Below are 17,044 nucleotides of genomic sequence, written 5' to 3'. Positions count from 1 at the left end.
GAGGGTGCGACATGGACGAGGCCGACCCGCGAGAACGAGCCGAGTGCGGCGACATGGATCTCCTGCGCCGTCTGGCCGGCGATGGCGACACGACCGCCGCCGACGAGCTGGTGCAGCTGGCGGGGGAATCGGGCGACGTGGCCGAGCTGGAGCGTCTCGCCCGCCGAGGTGTCGCCGGGGCGGCCGATCAGCTGATCGAACTGGCCGCCGAACGCGGCGACGTAGAGGTGTTGCGTCGTCTGGCGGACGACGGCGACACCACGGCGGCCGAGCAGTTGGTGGAGACGGCGGCCGAGCGGGGCGACGTGCGGGAGGTGCGGCGCCTCGCCGAGCAGGGCGTCCCCGGGGCGGCGGACGTGCTGATGGAACTGGTCGAAGGCTGACCCCGTCGCGGGACCCTCCGCGGGTGTGGTGCCGGCCGCCACGGCGGATCGGCTCGCGCCCGGTGAGCCGGACGGCTCACTGCGGCCGCTCGACGAGTGGCGCGGAGAACAGGCCGTGATACGTAAGGGTCAGGGGCGGACGAAGGGGGCGTCGCGGGCGGCGAGGTCGGCGCGGGGCGCGGCGGCGCGCAGGACGACGTCCAGCACCCGGTCCGGCGGAGCCGCGTAGCAGTTGCTGAACCACGCCTCGTTGGCCTCGACCACCGCGTAGCGGGGCGGGCCCGGCGCGATGATCAGGCCGACGTCGACGACGACCGCGCTCGGCAGCCCGGGGGCGGCGTGGGCGAGCAGGTCCATGGCGAAGGACTCGACCGCCGCGCGTTCCGGCAGGACGTCGAGGGGAGCCGCGTCGAGCGCGCCGTGGAGCGCGTAGCGGGACGCGGCGCGCACCGCCCCGTCCAGGACGTGCAGGCGGTACTCGCCCGCGAACGTCACCGGGTCGGACAGCAGGACGGGCGCCGAGTCGGGCAGGTCGTCCGGCGGGCGTCCGGGCTCGTACACGCCGGGGGCGAACGCCTTGCCGGACGCGGGCTTCACGAACGCCGGCCGGTCCAGCGCGCGGGCCTCGGCGGGCGGCGCGAGCCGGACGCGCCGTCCCGTGAACTCCGCGGGCAGGCCGGGCAGCCAGCCGGGACCGGGCACGAGCAGCGCGACGTCCAGCGCCGCCGCGACCTCGGACGCGAACGCCTCGCCGCCGTACACGTGCGCCCGTCCCCGCAGGCCGGACGGGACGGGACGGCGGTGCAGCGTCCGGGCCCGCAGGCCCCGGGCCGCGGCCGCGCCGGCCAGCCGGCTCGCGGTGGCCGTGGCCGCCGGAGGCAGCAGCAGGACGCGGTCGCTCATCCCGCGAGTTCGGTGCAGAGCGCGGGCAGCGCCTCCCCGATCGGTTCCCGGACGATCGTCGCCGCGAGGTGGTCGTAGGGCGTCGGGTCGCGGTTGACGATGACGACCGTCGCGCCGGACTCGGCCGCGACGGCGCACAGGCCCGCGGCGGGTTCGACGCCGAGGGACGAGCCGACGGCCACGAACACCTCCGAGGCCCGCGCGATGTTCGCCGCGTGCGAGAGCACGCCGGCGTTCAGGTGCTGGCCGAACAGGACGATCGACGGCTGCAGGACGCCGCCGCAGCCGGTGCACGCGGGATCGTCCTCGCCGCGTGCCAGCACCTCGGCCGTCGGGGTGCGGGCGTGGCACCGCATGCACTCGGTCGCCGCCAGGTTGCCGTGGAGTTCGAGGACCTTCCGGGGCGTCGAGCCCGCCTTCTGGTGCAGCCCGTCGACGTTCTGCGTCAGGATCCGGACGGCCGTCGTGCGCTCCAGTTCGGCCAGCGCGAGGTGCGCGGGGTTGGGCTCGACGTCGTCGTAGAGGGTCAGGGCGCGCCAGAAACGGCGCCGGACGCCGGCGTTGGCGAGGAAGTGCTTCCGGGTGAAGAGCCCGGCGAGTTCGGGGTCGCGGGTCCACACGCCGGACGGGCCCCGGTAGTCGGGAATGCCGGAGTCGGTGGAGATGCCCGCACCCGTCAGCACCGCGATTCGCTTGGACATGCGCGACACCGTACGAGGGAGAAAAGGCCGCCCGCGACGGAATTTCCCGTCGCGGGCGGCGTCGCTCAGAACCCGGTTGTCACAGGTGCCAGCTGCGGACGAGTTCGTCCAGCATGGCCCGGTCGTAGTGGATGCCCTGCCGGCCGAGGTCGGCGGCGACCTTCTCGCCGTCGCCGTCGTGCTTGGCCAGCAGCCGGTACACCGCGTACGGGAACCAGTGGTTGTCGCTGATCCGCTTGATCTCGGTCTCGTCGCAGACGTGCCCGGCAGCGCGGACCTCGGCGTGCGTCGCGGCGATGTCGCCGTGGTGGCGTTCGAGCGCCTCCAGCGCGAGCGCCCGCAGGGCCTCCGGGTCGGGCGCGGGGGCCGGGGCGGGCTCCTCGACGGTGGTGACGGTGCCGTGCCCGTTCATCTCGCGGCGCGCGGCGGCGCTGGCGACGGCCAGTTCCGGCTCGGGCACCGGGGCCGGGGCCTGCGCGGCGGGCTCGGCCTTCGGGGCCGGCGGCGCGGGCGGCGTCTCGGCGGCGGTCGCGGGGGCCTCCGGCGCGGCCGTCGCGGCGGCGGGGCCGAGCGCCTTGCCGGTGTGCCCGGGGACCTGGATCTGCGGGAGCGGGCCGGTGTTGCGCAGCGGCATCAGCGTGATCTGCTGCAGGGTGACGGGCCCGGCGATGGCGCGGGCCTGCGGTTCGGGCTGCTTGGGCGGCTCGGCGTCGGCCTCCTCGGCTTTCTGCGACACGTACCGATGCAGTGTTCGCAGCAGAACGAACAGGCCGAGCATGGACACTATCGGCGGTACGGCGGCCGTCACCTGGTAAGAGAACGTCCGGTTGCCGACATGCCCGACGTTGAAGATGAGGCTCGCGGTCCAGCCGGCGAGGGCGATCGTCAGCGGCAGGAAGAAGTCCAGCCAGCTCATCGCGCTCCGGCGGTGCAGGACGAACGCGTCCACGGCGAGCAGGAACAGGCCCAGCTCGCCGACGATGATGAAGAGGTCGACCAGCAGCGGGAACGAGCTGGCCTTCCAGCCGGTCAGACCGTGTTCCAGTGCCCAGTGGTACAGACCGGCGTAGGACTGGGCGAAACCACCGGCGGTGGCGGTGATGACCGCTGCCGCCATGAAGGATATGGCCCCCCACCGTGTGATGACCTGTACGCGGTTGGCAGCGCTCATGCGGCGTACGCTCCAGACTTCCCGACGCGACCAAAGGTGATCGTCGGGAGACTATCCGTTTCAACCGCGCTTCGCGGGGTAATCCCATCACTTCCAGGTCACGGTCGACGAATTAGGCGTCCCCGCAGGGGCGGATCGCCGCGACGGGACGCCCTCACCCCTGTGCCTGGCCTCCCGCATCCCGAGTAAACCCCGACAAAAGGGATGTTTCGCCTGCGAGTTGATTCGCTCGTCCTGGGCAGGGCGGGGGCACGACGGAAAGGCGGAACATCGGGGAAAAGGGGGATCACCGATGAGCGATGCCGACGACGTGCGCGGCGCCGCCCTGCAGCTGGAGTACGAGGAGGACCTCGATCCGCTTCTGGACCGGATCGGGGACGCCTCGATCGTGCTGCTGGGCGAGGCCAGCCACGGGACGCACGAGTACTACGCGATGCGGGCCGCGATCACCCGGCACCTGATCGCCGACCGCGGATTCTCGTTCGTCGCCGTCGAGGGGGACTGGCCGGACTGCCGCCGCGTCGGGCGGTCGGTGACGCTCGCGCCCGGCGCCGCCGCCGACCCGCGCGACGAGCTGGACGCCTACGCCCGCTGGCCGACGTGGATGTGGGCCAACGAGGAGACCGTCCGGTTCTGCCGCTGGCTGCGCGACCGCAACGCGGGCCTGCCGCCGGAGGCGCGCGCCGCGTTCTACGGGCTCGACGTCTACAGCCTGTGGGAGTCGCTGCGCGCGGTCGTCGACTACCTCGCCGACCGCCGCCCGGAGTACCTCGACACGGCCCTGGAGGCCTACCGGTGCTTCGAGCCGCACGGTCAGGACCCGCAGTCCTACGGCTGGAACGCGTCGCTCGTCCCGCAGGGGTGCGAGGACGAGGTGCTGGCGCTGCTCACCCGGCTGCGCCGTCCCGTCGGGCACGCCCGCGACCACGAGCGGGACGCCGAGTTCGACGCCCGGCAGAACGCCGAGGTCGCCGCGGGGGCCGAGCGTTACTATCGGTCCATGATCAGCGGTGGGGCGGAGGCGTGGAACGTCCGCGACGTCCACATGGCCGACACCCTCGACCGGCTGATGGAGTTCCACGCCGCCGGGGGACGTCCCGGCAAGGCCGTGGTGTGGGCGCACAACACCCATGTCGGCGACGCGCGCGCCACCGACATGGCGGGTGCGGGGATGGTCAGCATCGGGCAGCTCGCCCGGGAGCGGCACGGGCGCGGCCAGGTGGTCGCGGTCGGCTTCGCGGGCGGCCCCGGCGAGGTGATCGCGGCGCCCGGCTGGGGCGACCCGATGGAGGCGATGGCGGTCCCGCGGCCCCGGCCGGGGTCGCTGGAGGCCGTGCTGGCCGAGTCGGAGCTGCATCGCGGCATGTTCGTGATGCCGCCCGAACGGGACAAGCCGTCCTTCCTCACCCGCACCCTGGGGCACCGCGCGATCGGCGTCGTCTACGACCCCGACCGGGACGGGCGCCAGTACGTCCCCACGAACCTCGCCGAGCGCTACGACGCGCTGTGCTGGTTCCGCACCACGACCGCGCTGCAGCCGCTCCACCGGGAGCGGGCGCGCCTCGGCGAGCTGGAGACGATGCCGACCGGCGTATAGGAGACACCGATGTCGCTCACCATGCCGCCCGGCCCGCTGGCGGGCTCGCCCGGCGAGATGGTCAACTTCACGATCGACGGCCCCAAGCACCGGCTGTTCGCGAACGACTTCCCGAGGCGCGTCCGGGCCCGCTTCGCGGGCGAGACCGTCCTCGACACCGAACGAGGCAAGTTCGTGCACGAGACCGGGCTCCTGCCCGTCCTGTACGTGCCGGAGGACGACGTCCGCACCGACCTGCTGGAGAAAACCGAGCACACCACGCACTGCCCGTTCAAGGGCGACGCCGCTTACTGGACGCTGCGGGTGGGCGACCGGGCCGCCGAGAACGCCGTCTGGGCCTACCCGGAGCCGCTTCCGGACTCGTCCTGGCTGCGCGGGTACATGGCGTTCTACTGGGGCCGGATGGACGCCTGGTTCGACGAGGACGAGGAAGTGCGGGGGCACCTGCGCGACCCGTTCCACCGCGTGGACGCCCGCGCGACGTCCCGGCGCGTCCGTGTCCTGCGGGGCGGCGACGTCCTCGCGGACACCGGGCGGGCGAAGCTGCTGTCGGAGACGGGTCTGGTGAACCGGTTCTACATCCCGGCCGAGGACGTGAACACCGATCTCCTGGTGCGCAGCGGCACCCGCACGGTGTGCCCCTACAAGGGGGAGGCGACGTACTGGTCGCTGCGGGACGGCGCCGCCGACGTGGGGTGGTCGTACGAGGAGCCGCTGGTGGACGGCGCCAAGGTCGCCGGTCACCTGTCGTTCGACCACGACGACCTGACGTTCGAGGTCGGCCCGCCCGCGCCGTGACGGGCGTCCGGCGGCGGAGGTGATCCGCACCCGGACGGTGATCGCACGTTGCCTCGCCCGCGACGCCGGTTTACCGTTCGGGTGACGGATCCGCACCCTGACAACGCCGCGACACCGCGCAAGGAGGACCGTTGGCCCCGCACGCGCCCTCCTCCCAGCACCCCGGCTTCTGGCCGGCGCTCGACGCCGCCCAGCAGGCCGCGCTCCGCGCCGTCGCGCGCGTCCGGCAGTTCGGCGCCCGCGCGCCGCTCGTCTACCAGGGCGACGAGTCCGACCACGTCATCGTGATCGAGCGCGGCTGGGCGAAGATCACCGCGACGACCGAGGACGGCCACGACGTGGTGCTCGCGGTCCGCGGCCCCGGCGACCTGATCGCCGAGAGCGCCGCGCTCGGCGGCCGCACCCGGTCGGCGACGGTGACGGCGCTGTCGCCGATCCGCGCGCTGGTCGTCCCGGCGTCCCGCTTCACCGGGTTCCTGGAGACCCACCCGGACGTGTGGCGGCTGGTCACCGGGACGTTCGTGCACCGGCTCGACGATCACGACCGCCGCCTGCAGGCGCACGCCGCCGCCCGCGGCGCCCGCCGGCTCGCGCTGCTGCTCGCGCAGCTCGCCGAACGGTCCGCGCACCACGTCCCGCCCGCCCCCGACGGCGCGATCGAGATCGGCCCGCCGCTCTCCCAGGCCGAACTCGGCAGCTGGACCGACGCGTCCCGCGAGACGGTCGCGCGCGCGCTCACCGTGCTGCGCCGCGCCGGGCTGATCCGAACCGGACGCCGCCGGATCGTCGTCCTCGACCTGCCGGGCCTGCGCGACTACGCCGACCGGGATCCCGACGATCCGGACGCTCCGGGCGCCCGGACCGCGCGCCCCGGCCGCACCGGCCACCGGTCCGGCTGACCGCCGGTCCGGATCCGGGCGCGTCAGCTCCGCGCGGCGGGCTCGCGGGCCTTCGCGGCGAGCCGCTCCTGCGCGTCCGGCCAGCCGATCGGCAGGTCGGCGCCCCGGACCGTCCAGAACACGAACGTCGAGTCGCGCATCACCGCGCGCTTGCGGCGCATGGTGGACAGGTGCGGTTCGGCGGACGAGTAGGCCTGCAGGGCCCCGCGGTCGTACCAGGCGGACAGCGTCCAGAACGTCCGCTTCGTCAGGTCGGCCTTCAGCGTGAACCCGTGCGCCCCCGGCGACGTGCGCGCCTGGCGCAGCAGGGCGAGCGAGGCGAGGAAGAAACCGGGGACGTGTCGCAGTGAGCGGACCTCCAGGCGGGACGCCATCACCAGCACCTCGGCGTCCGGGTCCGGAGACTCCACGGCGATCCAGGGCAGCGTGGGCATGTGCTCTCTCCTTCTCGGCGGGGTTATCTAGACACTGCCTAGATTGCATCCTCCGCAGCGAACTTGTCAATGGAAAGATAGGATCGGCGGGACGGAGGAGGACACCATCGAGCAGTCGAGCTACCACCACGGGAACCTGCGGCGCGCCGTCCTGGACGCCGCCGCCGACGCCATCGCCGAGTCGGGCCCGGCGGGCTGGAGCCTGCGCGAGCTGGCCCGCCGGGCGGGCGTCTCGCACGCCGCCCCCGCCCACCACTTCGGCGACAAGACGGGCGTGCTGACGGCCGTCGCCGCCGAGGGCTACGCGCGGTTCGCCGACGCCCTGGAGGCCGCGGGCGACGACCTGCACGCGACCGGGCTCGCCTACGTCAGGTTCGCCGTCGGCAACCCCGCCCACTTCGCGGTGATGTTCCGTCCCCAGCTCTACCGGCGGGACGACCCGGACCTGGCGTCCGCGCGGGCCCGCGCGGACGCCGTCCTCGCCCGCGGCGTGCACGGCATCGTCCCCGGCGCGGAGGCGGACGCCGACGGCACCGCGGCCGTCGCCGCGTGGTCGATCGTGCACGGCTTCGCGGACCTGTGGCTGAGCGGCGCCCTCCCGGCCCGGCTGGGCGACGACCCGGTCGACGCCGCCGCGCCGGTCATCGCGCACCTGTTCCGGCCCTGAGGCCCCGGCCGTCCCGTGCGCTCGCGCCGCCCCTGCTCCGGCCGTCGGGCGGCGCGGCGGGCTCGCGCGGGACGTCGAACGACCGGCGGCTCTGCTTCTCCCGTTCGCGAACCGCGGCCCCCACACCGGGTGCGCTCCCGAGCGGGCCCGGAGCCCGGCACCGACGGAAAGGTCAGAAGGCGGGGACGGCGCCGTGCCTGCGGCGCCGGTAGCGCGGCAGCCAGCTGCGGCGGCAGACCAGCCGGATCGGCACCGGCTGCATCCCCAGCACCGCGCGGCGGGTCGGCTCCGGCGCCCCGTCCAGCACCCAGGGCAGGAAGAGCCGCAGCCCGCGGACGCCGATCTCGTGCCGGAACTCGACGTCGAAGGTGCCCCACTCGAACGCCGTGAGGCTGTCGTGGATCAGCGGCAGGACGTTCTCCTCCTTGTGGGCCAGGAGCGTGCGCACCGCCTGCCGGAGGTCGCGCGCGTAGCCGGTGACCAGCCGCGCGTCGTGGTGCTCCACCGCCGCGTCCATCGCGTCGATCAGCGGGACGACGCGGACCGCCAGGGCGTCCATCGCGTCCAGGGCGGCGGCCCGGCCGGACGCGCCGCCGGGCACGTGCCGCATCACCGACCACAGCGCCCGCCGCTCCGCGGCCTGCTGCGCCCGCCAGTGCAGCGAGAACAGCGTCCACACGTCCGCCGCCACGGGGCTGGAGCCGCCGTCGGCGGCCAGCCAGTCGACGTCGCGGCGGAACGCGCCGTACGCGGCGTGCAGCATCGTGAGGTCGAAACGTCCCGGTGCGTCCCGCATGATTCCCATCTACCCCGCAGACGGCGTACCTACCGGCCACGCGCCGCTCTCGCGGGCCCCCGACGGCTCCAGCCTATGCCGCCCGCCGGGCGGTGATCATCCGGGGGACGCCGGGACGATCACGCGGCTCCGGCCGCGCGCTCGCGGATCCGCTCGCGCTGCGGCACCACCGTGTACTTGGGGTCCTCCGCGGATCGCAGGCCGGCGTGGAACACCCCGAACCGGGTGCAGGCCGAGCCCGCCAGCAGGGCCGCGCCGCCGAGGACCGCGGCCGTCCGGCTCCGCCCGCCGAGCAGCGCCCCGCCGGCCGCCCCCGCGACCGTCAGCGCCTGCGCGGCGCGCATCAGCCTGCCGGCCGTGCCCTGCCGGTAGGTCTCGGCGATCACGCCGAGCCGCCGCTCCATCAGCTTCGTCGCCCCGATCTCCAGCGCGGTCCCGCACACCGCGGCCGTCCGCATCGGCGCCGTCTCCCGCGCCGGGGCGGCGACCAGCGCCATCCCGGACGCCGCCGCGGCGGCCGAGCCCACGAACACGAACGGCAGCTCCCGGTACCCCTCGTGCCAGGCCGGGACGGCCGTGTCGGCGGCCAGCGCGGCGGTGTAGGCGGCGACGCCCGGGCCGAGCGCCGCCGCGCCGGCCGTGGCGGCGTGCCCGAGCCGGGGGAGCAGCCCCGTGACCTCCAGCACCGCCGCCGCGCCCGCCGCCGGGCCGTACGCCGCCAGCAGCCACGACCCCATGCTCATCGGGGACGTCGGCTTCATCACCCGCAGCATGTTCGCGAACCGGGCGGGACGCCCGAGGTCGTGGATCAGCGCGGCGGTCGACCCCGTGATCGCCGCCAGCGACGAGATCTTCAGCGCCCGCGCCGCCGCGCGGCGCCCGGTGAGGTGCGCGCCGGCGGCCAGCACCGACCCGGCCCCGGCGAGCCCGCCGAGGAAGAAGTACCCGGCGATGTCGGCGGCCTTCCAGACGGGCGGGTTCAGGATGGGCCTGCCGTAGTACGAGCGGAACTCGGCGTCCGGCACCATCGCCGCCTCGCCGCGCCGCCCCCGGCGCCGCCCGCGCCGCCCGTCCGGCGCGTGGCCGCCCTGCCCGATCATCGCCTCCCGGCCGGGGCGCGCGTCCCCGCCCGCACCCCCGCCCGCGCCGTCCTCGCGGCCCGCGTCCGGCGCGCTCACCGCGGGCCTCCCCGCAGGCCGTGAACGGCGAACACCGCGGCGAGCCCGCCCGCGAGCGCGGCGGCCGCCGCGCCGGTGTGCCGCCAGATCGACGGCAGGTCCCGGGTGGTGACGACCGGGTCGGGCGGCAGCCCGTACACCTCCGGTTCGTCCAGCAGCAGGAAGAACGCGCCGTCGCCGCCGACTCCGTCCTCGGGGTCGTGCCCGTACAGGCGCGCGTCCTCCACCCCCATGCCGTGCAGCTGCTCGACGCGCAGCGTGGCCCGCTCGCGCAGCTCGTCCAGCGGCCCGTACTGGATGGAGTCGGTCGGGCACGCCTTCGCGCACGCCGGCTCCATCCCGGCGCCGAGCCGGTCGTAGCACAGCGTGCACTTCCACGCCCGCCCGTCGCCCTTGCGCTGGTCGATGACGCCGTAGGGGCACGCCGGGATGCAGTAGCCGCAGCCGTTGCAGATGTCCTCCTGCACCACGACCGTGCCGAACTCGGTGCGGAACAGCGAACCGGTCGGGCAGACGTCCAGGCACGCCGCGTGCGTGCAGTGCTTGCAGACGTCCGACGACATCAGCCAGCGCATCCCGCCGTCGCCCTCGGCGGACGGGACGGTCCCGTCGTCCGGCCGCGCCGACACCGGCCTGTCCTGCTCGATGAACGCGACGTGCCGCCACGTGTCGGCGCCGAGCCCCTGCGTGTTGTCGTAGGACATGCCCGTGAACTCCAGGCCGTCCTCGGGGACCGCGTTCCACTCCTTGCAGGCGACTTCGCACGCCTTGCAGCCGATGCACACCGACGTGTCGGTGAAGAACCCCATCCGGGGAGGGGGATCCCGGTGCCCGGCGTCGCCCGCCACGTCGGGCTCGGGACCCGCGAGCAGGTTGCGGCCGACGAGCGTCCCGCCGGATCCGGAGCGGCCCATCCGATGACCTCCATGTCGCTGGTGCGCGGCGGTGATGCACGGCGCCGCCCGCCGCACGGCGGGCGCGGCGGGCGAGTGCCTGCCCCCTTCCCCGGACGCGGCCCGCTACACGCGCCCACGGAGCGGCGCCGGTGCCGGTGCCGGTGCCGGTGCCGGACGGGCGTTTACCTCGGGCCTCCGGGGAGACGCTGACGGTGACGTCGCGGGGTACCAGCGAGCGCGGGGGGCGCGCCGGCCCGGCGACCGGGGGAGAGCGCGATGAGAGTGATGTTGCGGGCACGCATGGACACCCAGGTCTCGAACGAGCTCGTCGCGAACGGCAACCTGCCGGAGATCATGCAGTCGGTGCTGGAACGCCTCAAGCCCGAAGCCGCCTACTTCCACCCCCTCGACGGCGGGCGGGCCTGCACGCTCGTCTTCGACATGAGCGAGAGCTCCCAGTTGCCGAGCATCGCGGAGACGTTCTTCCAGGAGTTCGGCGCGGAGATCGAGATCCATCCGGTCATGAACGTCGACGAGATGCAGAAGGGGCTCGCGGGTCTGCGGAGCTGACCGGCCGCACCGCGGCACCGCACCGCCGGACCGGTGGCGTGCGCTCGCTCGATGAGAGACGAAGCGGGATGGCCACGGCGAAGCGCGGGATGGTGCGGGCCAGAGTGCGTTCCAAGGTCGAAAGCAGTCGCGGGACAGGGCCGCCGGTGCCTCGAACGCCCGGGTGAGGGCGGCGCTCAGCGGGCCAGGTGGCGGGAGATCACGAGCCGCTGGATCTGGTTCGTGCCCTCGAAGATCTGCATGACCTTCGCCTCGCGCATGTTGCGCTCGACCGGGAAGTCGCGCGTGTAGCCCGCCCCGCCGAGCACCTGCACGGCGTCGGTCGTCACCTTCATCGCGTTGTCGGTCGCGACCAGCTTCGCCACCGACGCCTCCCGCCCGTACGGCAGTCCCGCGTCCTTCAGCCGCGCCGCCGCCAGGTAGGTCGCCCGCGCGGACTCGATCGCGGCCTCCATGTCGGCCAGGACGAACGCGAGCCCCTGATGCTCGATGATCGCCTTGCCGAACGCCTCGCGCTCCTTCGCGTACGCGACCGCCGTGTCCAGCGCCCCCTGGGCGAGGCCCGTCGCGACCGCCGCGATGCCGAGCCGGCCCGCGTCCAGCCCCGCCAGCGCGATCGACAGCCCCTGCCCCTCCCGCCCGATCAGGTGGTCGGCCGGGACCCGGACGCCCTCCAGCCGCACGGTCGCGGTGGTCGAGCCCATCAGGCCCATCTTGTCCTCGGGGGCGTCGAACTCCAGGCCGTCCGTCCCGGCCGGCACGTGGAAGCACGAGATGCCGCGCGCCCCGTCGTCCGACGTCCGCGCCATCACCGTGTAGAAGTCGGCCTTCCCGCCGTGCGTCGTCCACGCCTTCGCGCCGTTCAGCACGTAGGCGTCACCGTCCCGGACGGCCTTCGCGCGCATCGCCGCCGGGTCCGACCCCGCGTGCGCCTCGGACAGGCAGTACGCGCCGAGCCGCTCGCCCGACAGCATGTCCGGGAGCCACCGGGCGCGCTGCTCGTCCGTCCCGAACGCGAACAGCGGGAAGCACGACAGCGCGTGCACGCTCACCCCGACGCCCACGCTCGCCCACACCGCGCCGATCTCCTCGAGAACCTGCAGGTAGATCTCGTACGGCTGGGCGCCGCCGCCGAACTCCTCCGGGTAGGGGAGCGTCAGCAGCCCGGCCCGTCCCAGCGTCGTGAACACCTCGCGCGCGAACTCCCCGGTGCGCTCGGCGTCCGCGACCCGCGGCGCCAGCTCCTTGGCCGCGATCTCCCGGGTCAGCGCGATCAGGTCCGCCGACTCCTGGGTCGGCAGGTGGCGGATGGCGGGCATGGGCGTGCTCCTCTCGTCCACCCCGACCGTACCAAAACGGGTACCGGCGAACGCTTTTTGGTACTGTTCCGGCCATGACCTCGGTGGACGGCACGCCACGAACGCGCGCGGAACGCCGCCGCGCCGACCTCGTCGACCGCCTCACCGACCTGTTCCTCGCCCGCGGGTTCGCCGGGCTCGGCGTCGCCGACCTCGCCGCCGAGCTCCGCTGCTCCAAGAGCACCCTCTACACGGTCGCCGCCAGCCGCGAGCAGATCATCGTCACCGTCGTCCGCGCGTTCTTCCGGCGCGCGACCGGGCGGGTCGAGGCCGCGCTCGACGCCGTCCCCGTGCGGGACGGCCCGCGCGAGCGGGTCGGCGCCTACCTGCGGGCGATCTCCGCCGAGCTGGCGCCCGCGTCCCCGGCCTTCTTCGCCGACCTTGACGCGTTCCCGCCGGCCCGCGAGATCTACAAGGAGAACACCGGGTTCGCCGTCCGCCGCGTGCGGGCCCTGGTGCGCGAGGCGTCCCCGGACGGCTCCGCGGCGGACGCGGCGTTCGTCGGGGCCGTCGCCGGACAGGTCATGGAGTCGATCCACCGCGGCGACATCGAGGCCCAGACCGGCCTGGACGACTCCGCCGCCTACGCCGCCCTCGCCGCGCTCATCGTCGCCCGCATCACCGCGTGACCGTCAGTAGCCCGCCTGCTGGAGCGAGTGCTCCACCAGTTTGACCAGGATGTCCTTGGCGACGTCCGGGCGGCGCACGTCGCACAGGACCACCGGGACGTGCGGGTCGACGTCCAGCGCGTCGCGGATCTCCTCGACCGTGTAGCGGCGGGCGCCGTCGAAGACGTTCGCGGCGATCACGAACGGGATCTCGCGCTGCTCGAAGAAGTCGATGGAGGCGAAGCTCGTCGTCAGGCGCCGGGTGTCGACCAGGACGACGGCGCCCACCGCGCCGTAGGAGATCTGGTCCCACATGAACCAGAACCGCTCCTGGCCGGGCGTCCCGAACAGGTACAGCCGCACGCCGCCGGAGAAGGTGATGCGGCCGAAGTCCATCGCGACCGTCGTGGTGGTCTTGCCCTCCACCCCGCGCAGGTCGTCGACGCCGGTGGAGACGTCGGTGAGGGTCTCCTCGGTGCGCAGCGGGCGCACCTCGCTGACCGCGCTCACCAGCGTGGTCTTCCCGACGCCGAAACCGCCCGCCACGAGGATCTTCAGCGTGTGCAGCGGGACGTCGTCGTCCCGCGCGGCGGCGGGGGCCGCGGCGGAGGCGGCGTCAGAGGCGGCGAAGTTCATCGAGCACTCTCATCAGTAGCCGGGGATCGGGACGGTCGGCGGGCCGGGCCTGCTGCACCTCTTCGATGAGGCCGTAGTGGTGCAGGTCCTCCAGCAGGATCTGCACCACCCGGAACGGCAGGTCGGTCTCCGAGGCCAGGTCGGCGGGAGTGGAGGGCCGCCTGCACAGCTCCAGCAGCCCGCGCTGCTCGCGCGACAGCCACACCCGCTCGCCCGGCGGGCGGCCGGTCGCGACCAGGACGGTGACCAGGTCGAGGACGAGCCCGCGGGTGCGGGTGCGGCCGCGCGTCATGGCGTACGGCCGCACGACCGGGCCCGCGTCCCGGCCGATCCAGCGCTCTCTCGGCGTCTCCACGGCCGTCGACCTCAGCCCGAGGTGCCGGCCCGCACCGCCGGGTCCTCGGGGCCGGACGAGCGCGGCGCGGTGCCCAGCTGGCGCCGGACGCGCTTGATCAGCATGGTGGTCTCGTAGGCGACGAGGCCGGCGTTGCCGCCCGCGTCGCTCAGCACGGCCAGGCAGCTGCCGTCGCCCGCCGGCATGATGAAGAACAGCATGCCGTCCAGCTCGACGACGGTCTGCCGTACGTGCTTGGCCTGGAAGTGCTCCCGCGCGCCGTTGGCCAGGCTGTGGAATCCCGACGACAGCGCGGCGAGGAACTCGGCGTCCTTGCGGGTGACGCCGCCCGAGGCGCCCATGACCAGGCCGTCGCGGGACAGCAGCACCGCCTGATGCACCTCGCCGACCCGTTCGACCAGGTCGTCGAGCAGCCAGTCGAGCTCACCGCTCGCGTGCCCCTGCTGCTTCATGATCGCCCCCATTCATCGCGTGGTTCGAGATCGTCCGGATCGCCGCCCTCGTCCCTGCCGCGCAACCACCCCGACTGTAGCGAGGACATCAGGTCGCGGCTCAGCTCCGGGCTCGGCTCCGGGAAGTCGTCGTCGGCCGCCCCGCCCGGTGGCGCGCCCGGCCGCCGCAGCTGCGGCGCGAGGTTGCGCTGCCGCACCCGCCTGGGCAGCCGCCCGGTCACCTCGCTCGACTCCGCCTCGCCCGTCCCGCCGCCGGCGCCGGGTCCCACCGGGACGGACGGTTCCGCGTGCGGCCTCGCAGCCGGTTCGGCGACCGGTTCGGCGACGGCGACCGGCTCGGCGACCGGCTCGGGCGCGGGCGCGGGGAGCGGCGGAGCCGAAGGCAGGTAGGAGGGCGGGGGCGCGCCGTACGGATCGGCGGAAAGACCGGCGGCCGGGCCGACGGCCGGCGGGTCGTACGGATCGGCGGCCGGCGGGCCGTACGGGTCGGCGGGCGGTTCGGAGAGCGGTCCGGCCGACGGGACGTACGTCGGCGTGGGCGGCCCGGCCAGCTCCGGCCGGTCGCGGCTCCCGAGGCGGGGCAGCGACTCCAGCCGGGTGACCGACCGCCGCCCGCTCGGCCGCGGCGGAGCGGCCGTCGCGGACATGACGCGCCGTTCGGCCTCCGACGCGGGCTCCAGGTCGTCGTCCACCGTGACCAGCGCGTGCGGGACGAGGACGACCGCGGTCGTGCCCCCGTACGCCGACGCCTGCAGCGACACCTTGACGCCGTGCCGTGCCGCGAGCTTGGCGACGACGAACAGGCCGAGCCGGTCGGTGTCGGCCAGGTCGAACTCGACGTCGCTGGCCAGCCGCCGGTTCAGCTCGGCGCGCTCCTGCGCGCTCAGCCCGATCCCGCGGTCCACGACCTCGACGGCCAGCCCGTTGGCGACCGTGTCGACCTTGACGGTCACCTCGGTGGCCGGCGGGGAGAACGCCGCGGCGTTCTCGATCAGCTCGGCGAGCAGGTGGATGACGTCGGCGACCACGCTGCCGATCACCGCGGCGCGCGAGGCGCCGGTCACCACCACGCGCGTGTAGTCCTCGACCTCGGCGATCGCGGCCCGCACCACGTCCTCCGCCGGGACGGGATGGTCCCAGGCCCGCACCGTGGGGGAGCCGGACAGGATGACCAGGCCCTCGGCGTGCCGCCGCATGCGGGTGGTGAGGTGGTCGAGGCGGAACAGGTCCTCGAGCTCCTCCGGGCTGGACGCGCGGCGCTCCATCTGGTCGAGCAGCCGCAGCTGCCGGTGCAGCAGCGACTGGCTCCGCCACGACAGGTTGATGAACACGCGGTTGATCCCGGCGCGCAGCTCGGCCTCCGCGATCGCCTCGCCGATCGCGGTGCGCTGCACGGCGTCGAACGCCTCGCCGACCAGCGCGATCTCGGTCGTCCCGCCGGTCCCGGGCGGGGGCGCCGCGCTCTGCACGTCGACCGTCTCGCCCTTGCGCAGCCGGGCCACGACGGCCGGCAGCCGCTCGTGCGCGAGCCGCTGCGCCGTGTCCTGCAGGCGCCGCAGCTCGTCGGTCAGCCGCCGCGCGAACAGCAGCGACAGGGCGACGGACGCGATGACCGCGAGCAGTCCCAGCCCGCCCGCGGCGTAGAAGCCGAGCATGATCCGGTCGCCCGCGGGGTCCACGTACTCGCGGGACAGCGAGTCGTTGGCTCCCAGGGCGGCGCGCAGCCAGACCGGGTCGAGCCTGTCGACCGTGCCGCGCCACTCGCGGCGGGACGGCGCGATCCCGTTGTTGACGACGCCGCTCTCCAGCGTCGTGTAGGCGGTGTACTCCCCGGAGTCCGCCAGATTCTCCATGATCGTGGCGATCTCGCCGTCCGCGCCGGCGCCGCCGAGCGCGAAGAACTGCTCCCGGCTGCCCGCCCAGGACGCGAACGCGGCACGGCTGACGGTGTCCATCGACCCGCCGCCGAGCGCGGTGAGCAGCGCGTCCTCCCGGAGCATGAACTCCCGGGCCCAGTAGTTGTGCAGGACCGCGCTGGTGTTCCGGTAGACGGTGACGTCGTCGACGCTGACCAGCGTCGTCAGCGTACGGATCACGGTGTCGATCACCGCGCTGTAGCCGTTGATCGCGGCCAGCGGCGTGGTGCCGCCGATCTCCACCTGGGAGCGCAGCGAGCCGAGGCCGTCGAACGCGCCGGTGTTCCACTCCACGCGCTGCTCGACCCGGGCGTCCATCGCCTCGCGGGTCTCCGGCTTCAGCGCGGACGAGCGGAACGCGGCCACGGCCGCGTCCGTCCTGTCCACGAGCGCCCGGAACCGCTCCTCGTCGGCGTTGCTGCCCGTCGCCAGCGCCCGGACGGCGGCGGCCCGCTCCTGCTGGACGGCCTCGACCGCCGACGTCGCGGGAACGCCGACGTCGTTGTACACGGTGGAGAAGTCGAACCGCTGCAGGGCGTTGGTCCACGTGACCGTCGCCGGCACGCCCCACATCACGAGCAGGGCGCTGAGGGGGATCGCCAGCAGCAGCGCGATCCGGCGCCGGATGGGGCGCGTGCGCCGCCGCGGGGGCGTCCCGCCGGCGTCCCGAGGGTTCGGCACTGCTTCACTCTCCGCGCGATCAAAACGGCTGTCACCAAAGGCCAC

The 17,044-nt window shown here is 74.4% G+C and carries 19 protein-coding genes; 7 read left to right on the top strand and 12 right to left on the bottom strand.

Annotated features, from left to right (window positions below):
• Positions 1–11: 11 nt before the first annotated feature.
• A complete protein-coding gene (locus F7P10_RS03310) occupies positions 12–383 on the top strand; it encodes a hypothetical protein (protein WP_218040358.1) in 372 nt (123 codons plus the stop codon).
• Positions 384–512: 129 nt separating this feature from the next.
• Here the strand turns inward: F7P10_RS03310 and F7P10_RS03305 are convergent, their stop codons facing one another.
• The 3 genes from F7P10_RS03305 to F7P10_RS03295 all read right to left on the bottom strand — a co-directional run bounded on the left by F7P10_RS03305 (position 513) and on the right by F7P10_RS03295 (position 3,104).
• Positions 513–1,286 (bottom strand): ATP-grasp domain-containing protein, encoded by a 774-nt coding sequence (locus F7P10_RS03305; RefSeq protein WP_151008023.1) that lies wholly within the window; start codon positions 1,284–1,286, stop codon positions 513–515.
• Positions 1,283–1,987, bottom strand: coding sequence for a Sir2 family NAD-dependent protein deacetylase (locus F7P10_RS03300; protein WP_151008022.1), 705 nt, complete (start codon positions 1,985–1,987; stop codon positions 1,283–1,285). The genes F7P10_RS03305 and F7P10_RS03300 overlap by 4 nt, the downstream gene beginning before the upstream one ends.
• Before the next feature lie 79 nt (positions 1,988–2,066).
• Complete coding sequence (locus F7P10_RS03295) at positions 2,067–3,104, bottom strand: DUF2637 domain-containing protein (RefSeq protein ID WP_176611281.1); 1,038 nt, start codon at positions 3,102–3,104, stop codon at positions 2,067–2,069.
• Positions 3,105–3,450: 346 nt separating this feature from the next.
• On the opposite strand from F7P10_RS03295, the gene F7P10_RS03290 reads away from it, so the two are divergent.
• The 3 genes from F7P10_RS03290 to F7P10_RS03280 all read left to right on the top strand — a co-directional run bounded on the left by F7P10_RS03290 (position 3,451) and on the right by F7P10_RS03280 (position 6,452).
• Positions 3,451–4,755: an erythromycin esterase family protein gene (locus F7P10_RS03290; protein ID WP_151008020.1), complete on the top strand. Its 1,305-nt coding sequence runs from the start codon at positions 3,451–3,453 to the stop codon at positions 4,753–4,755.
• A 9-nt stretch (positions 4,756–4,764) separates the two neighbouring features.
• Positions 4,765–5,553 carry a DUF427 domain-containing protein gene (locus F7P10_RS03285; RefSeq protein WP_151008019.1) on the top strand — a complete coding sequence of 263 codons (789 nt, stop codon included), beginning with the start codon at positions 4,765–4,767 and terminating at the stop codon, positions 5,551–5,553.
• A 131-nt stretch (positions 5,554–5,684) separates the two neighbouring features.
• On the top strand, positions 5,685–6,452 hold the full coding sequence (locus F7P10_RS03280; RefSeq protein WP_151008018.1) for a Crp/Fnr family transcriptional regulator: 768 nt from the start codon (positions 5,685–5,687) through the stop codon (positions 6,450–6,452).
• A 23-nt stretch (positions 6,453–6,475) separates the two neighbouring features.
• On the opposite strand, the gene F7P10_RS03275 is transcribed toward F7P10_RS03280, so the two are convergent.
• A complete protein-coding gene (locus tag F7P10_RS03275; protein WP_151008017.1) occupies positions 6,476–6,886 on the bottom strand; it encodes a DUF3291 domain-containing protein in 411 nt (136 codons plus the stop codon).
• Positions 6,887–6,929: 43 nt separating this feature from the next.
• On the opposite strand from F7P10_RS03275, the gene F7P10_RS03270 reads away from it, so the two are divergent.
• On the top strand, positions 6,930–7,553 hold the full coding sequence (locus F7P10_RS03270; protein ID WP_254716367.1) for a TetR/AcrR family transcriptional regulator: 624 nt from the start codon (positions 6,930–6,932) through the stop codon (positions 7,551–7,553).
• Positions 7,554–7,725: 172 nt separating this feature from the next.
• Here F7P10_RS03270 and F7P10_RS03265 read toward each other — a convergent pair whose 3' ends face one another.
• From F7P10_RS03265 to F7P10_RS03255, 3 genes are all read right to left on the bottom strand, one after another.
• A complete protein-coding gene (locus F7P10_RS03265; protein WP_151008016.1) occupies positions 7,726–8,349 on the bottom strand; it encodes a hypothetical protein in 624 nt (207 codons plus the stop codon).
• A gap of 119 nt (positions 8,350–8,468) precedes the next feature.
• Positions 8,469–9,449 (bottom strand): NrfD/PsrC family molybdoenzyme membrane anchor subunit, encoded by a 981-nt coding sequence (gene nrfD, locus F7P10_RS03260; RefSeq protein ID WP_151017788.1) that lies wholly within the window; start codon positions 9,447–9,449, stop codon positions 8,469–8,471.
• 74 nt (positions 9,450–9,523) lie between these two features.
• A complete protein-coding gene (locus F7P10_RS03255; RefSeq protein WP_254716720.1) occupies positions 9,524–10,336 on the bottom strand; it encodes a 4Fe-4S dicluster domain-containing protein in 813 nt (270 codons plus the stop codon).
• 363 nt (positions 10,337–10,699) lie between these two features.
• On the opposite strand from F7P10_RS03255, the gene F7P10_RS03250 reads away from it, so the two are divergent.
• Positions 10,700–10,993, top strand: coding sequence for a DUF3303 family protein (locus F7P10_RS03250; RefSeq protein WP_151008014.1), 294 nt, complete (start codon positions 10,700–10,702; stop codon positions 10,991–10,993).
• A 176-nt stretch (positions 10,994–11,169) separates the two neighbouring features.
• Here the strand turns inward: F7P10_RS03250 and F7P10_RS03245 are convergent, their stop codons facing one another.
• Positions 11,170–12,312, bottom strand: coding sequence for an acyl-CoA dehydrogenase family protein (locus tag F7P10_RS03245; RefSeq protein ID WP_151008013.1), 1,143 nt, complete (start codon positions 12,310–12,312; stop codon positions 11,170–11,172).
• A gap of 74 nt (positions 12,313–12,386) precedes the next feature.
• Between F7P10_RS03245 and F7P10_RS03240 the strand changes: the two genes are divergently transcribed.
• Positions 12,387–12,980, top strand: coding sequence for a TetR/AcrR family transcriptional regulator (locus tag F7P10_RS03240; RefSeq protein ID WP_151008012.1), 594 nt, complete (start codon positions 12,387–12,389; stop codon positions 12,978–12,980).
• Between the two features lie 3 nt (positions 12,981–12,983).
• Here the strand turns inward: F7P10_RS03240 and F7P10_RS03235 are convergent, their stop codons facing one another.
• The 4 genes from F7P10_RS03235 to F7P10_RS03220 are packed head-to-tail and all read right to left on the bottom strand — an operon-like array spanning position 12,984 to position 16,999.
• Complete coding sequence (locus tag F7P10_RS03235; protein ID WP_151008011.1) at positions 12,984–13,595, bottom strand: ATP/GTP-binding protein; 612 nt, start codon at positions 13,593–13,595, stop codon at positions 12,984–12,986.
• Positions 13,576–13,950 (bottom strand): DUF742 domain-containing protein, encoded by a 375-nt coding sequence (locus F7P10_RS03230; RefSeq protein ID WP_151008010.1) that lies wholly within the window; start codon positions 13,948–13,950, stop codon positions 13,576–13,578. Before F7P10_RS03230 ends, F7P10_RS03235 begins: the two co-directional genes overlap by 20 nt.
• 11 nt (positions 13,951–13,961) lie before the next feature.
• Positions 13,962–14,402, bottom strand: coding sequence for a roadblock/LC7 domain-containing protein (locus F7P10_RS03225; RefSeq protein ID WP_218040357.1), 441 nt, complete (start codon positions 14,400–14,402; stop codon positions 13,962–13,964).
• Positions 14,399–16,999 (bottom strand): nitrate- and nitrite sensing domain-containing protein, encoded by a 2,601-nt coding sequence (locus F7P10_RS03220; protein WP_151008008.1) that lies wholly within the window; start codon positions 16,997–16,999, stop codon positions 14,399–14,401. The genes F7P10_RS03225 and F7P10_RS03220 overlap by 4 nt, the downstream gene beginning before the upstream one ends.
• Positions 17,000–17,044 lie beyond the last annotated feature (45 nt).

This window comes from Actinomadura sp. WMMB 499, assembly GCF_008824145.1.
In the GTDB taxonomy this organism is placed as follows: Bacteria; Actinomycetota; Actinomycetes; order Streptosporangiales; family Streptosporangiaceae; genus Spirillospora.
Note: the sequence above shows the minus strand (reverse complement) of the source record. Positions and strands in the feature narration are given on the sequence as shown.

Coding starts and splice junctions, on each gene's coding strand:
- F7P10_RS03310 (WP_218040358.1), top strand. CDS start 12: ATGGACGAGGCCGACCCGCGAGAACGAGCCGAGTGCGGCGACATGGAT.
- F7P10_RS03305 (WP_151008023.1), bottom strand. CDS start 1,286: ATGAGCGACCGCGTCCTGCTGCTGCCTCCGGCGGCCACGGCCACCGCG.
- F7P10_RS03300 (WP_151008022.1), bottom strand. CDS start 1,987: ATGTCCAAGCGAATCGCGGTGCTGACGGGTGCGGGCATCTCCACCGAC.
- F7P10_RS03295 (WP_176611281.1), bottom strand. CDS start 3,104: ATGGCGGCAGCGGTCATCACCGCCACCGCCGGTGGTTTCGCCCAGTCC.
- F7P10_RS03290 (WP_151008020.1), top strand. CDS start 3,451: ATGAGCGATGCCGACGACGTGCGCGGCGCCGCCCTGCAGCTGGAGTAC.
- F7P10_RS03285 (WP_151008019.1), top strand. CDS start 4,765: ATGTCGCTCACCATGCCGCCCGGCCCGCTGGCGGGCTCGCCCGGCGAG.
- F7P10_RS03275 (WP_151008017.1), bottom strand. CDS start 6,886: ATGCCCACGCTGCCCTGGATCGCCGTGGAGTCTCCGGACCCGGACGCC.
- F7P10_RS03265 (WP_151008016.1), bottom strand. CDS start 8,349: ATGCGGGACGCACCGGGACGTTTCGACCTCACGATGCTGCACGCCGCG.
- nrfD (WP_151017788.1), bottom strand. CDS start 9,449: ATGATCGGGCAGGGCGGCCACGCGCCGGACGGGCGGCGCGGGCGGCGC.
- F7P10_RS03255 (WP_254716720.1), bottom strand. CDS start 10,336: ATGGGGTTCTTCACCGACACGTCGGTGTGCATCGGCTGCAAGGCGTGC.
- F7P10_RS03250 (WP_151008014.1), top strand. CDS start 10,700: ATGAGAGTGATGTTGCGGGCACGCATGGACACCCAGGTCTCGAACGAG.
- F7P10_RS03245 (WP_151008013.1), bottom strand. CDS start 12,312: ATGCCCGCCATCCGCCACCTGCCGACCCAGGAGTCGGCGGACCTGATC.
- F7P10_RS03240 (WP_151008012.1), top strand. CDS start 12,387: ATGACCTCGGTGGACGGCACGCCACGAACGCGCGCGGAACGCCGCCGC.
- F7P10_RS03235 (WP_151008011.1), bottom strand. CDS start 13,595: ATGAACTTCGCCGCCTCTGACGCCGCCTCCGCCGCGGCCCCCGCCGCC.
- F7P10_RS03225 (WP_218040357.1), bottom strand. CDS start 14,402: ATGAAGCAGCAGGGGCACGCGAGCGGTGAGCTCGACTGGCTGCTCGAC.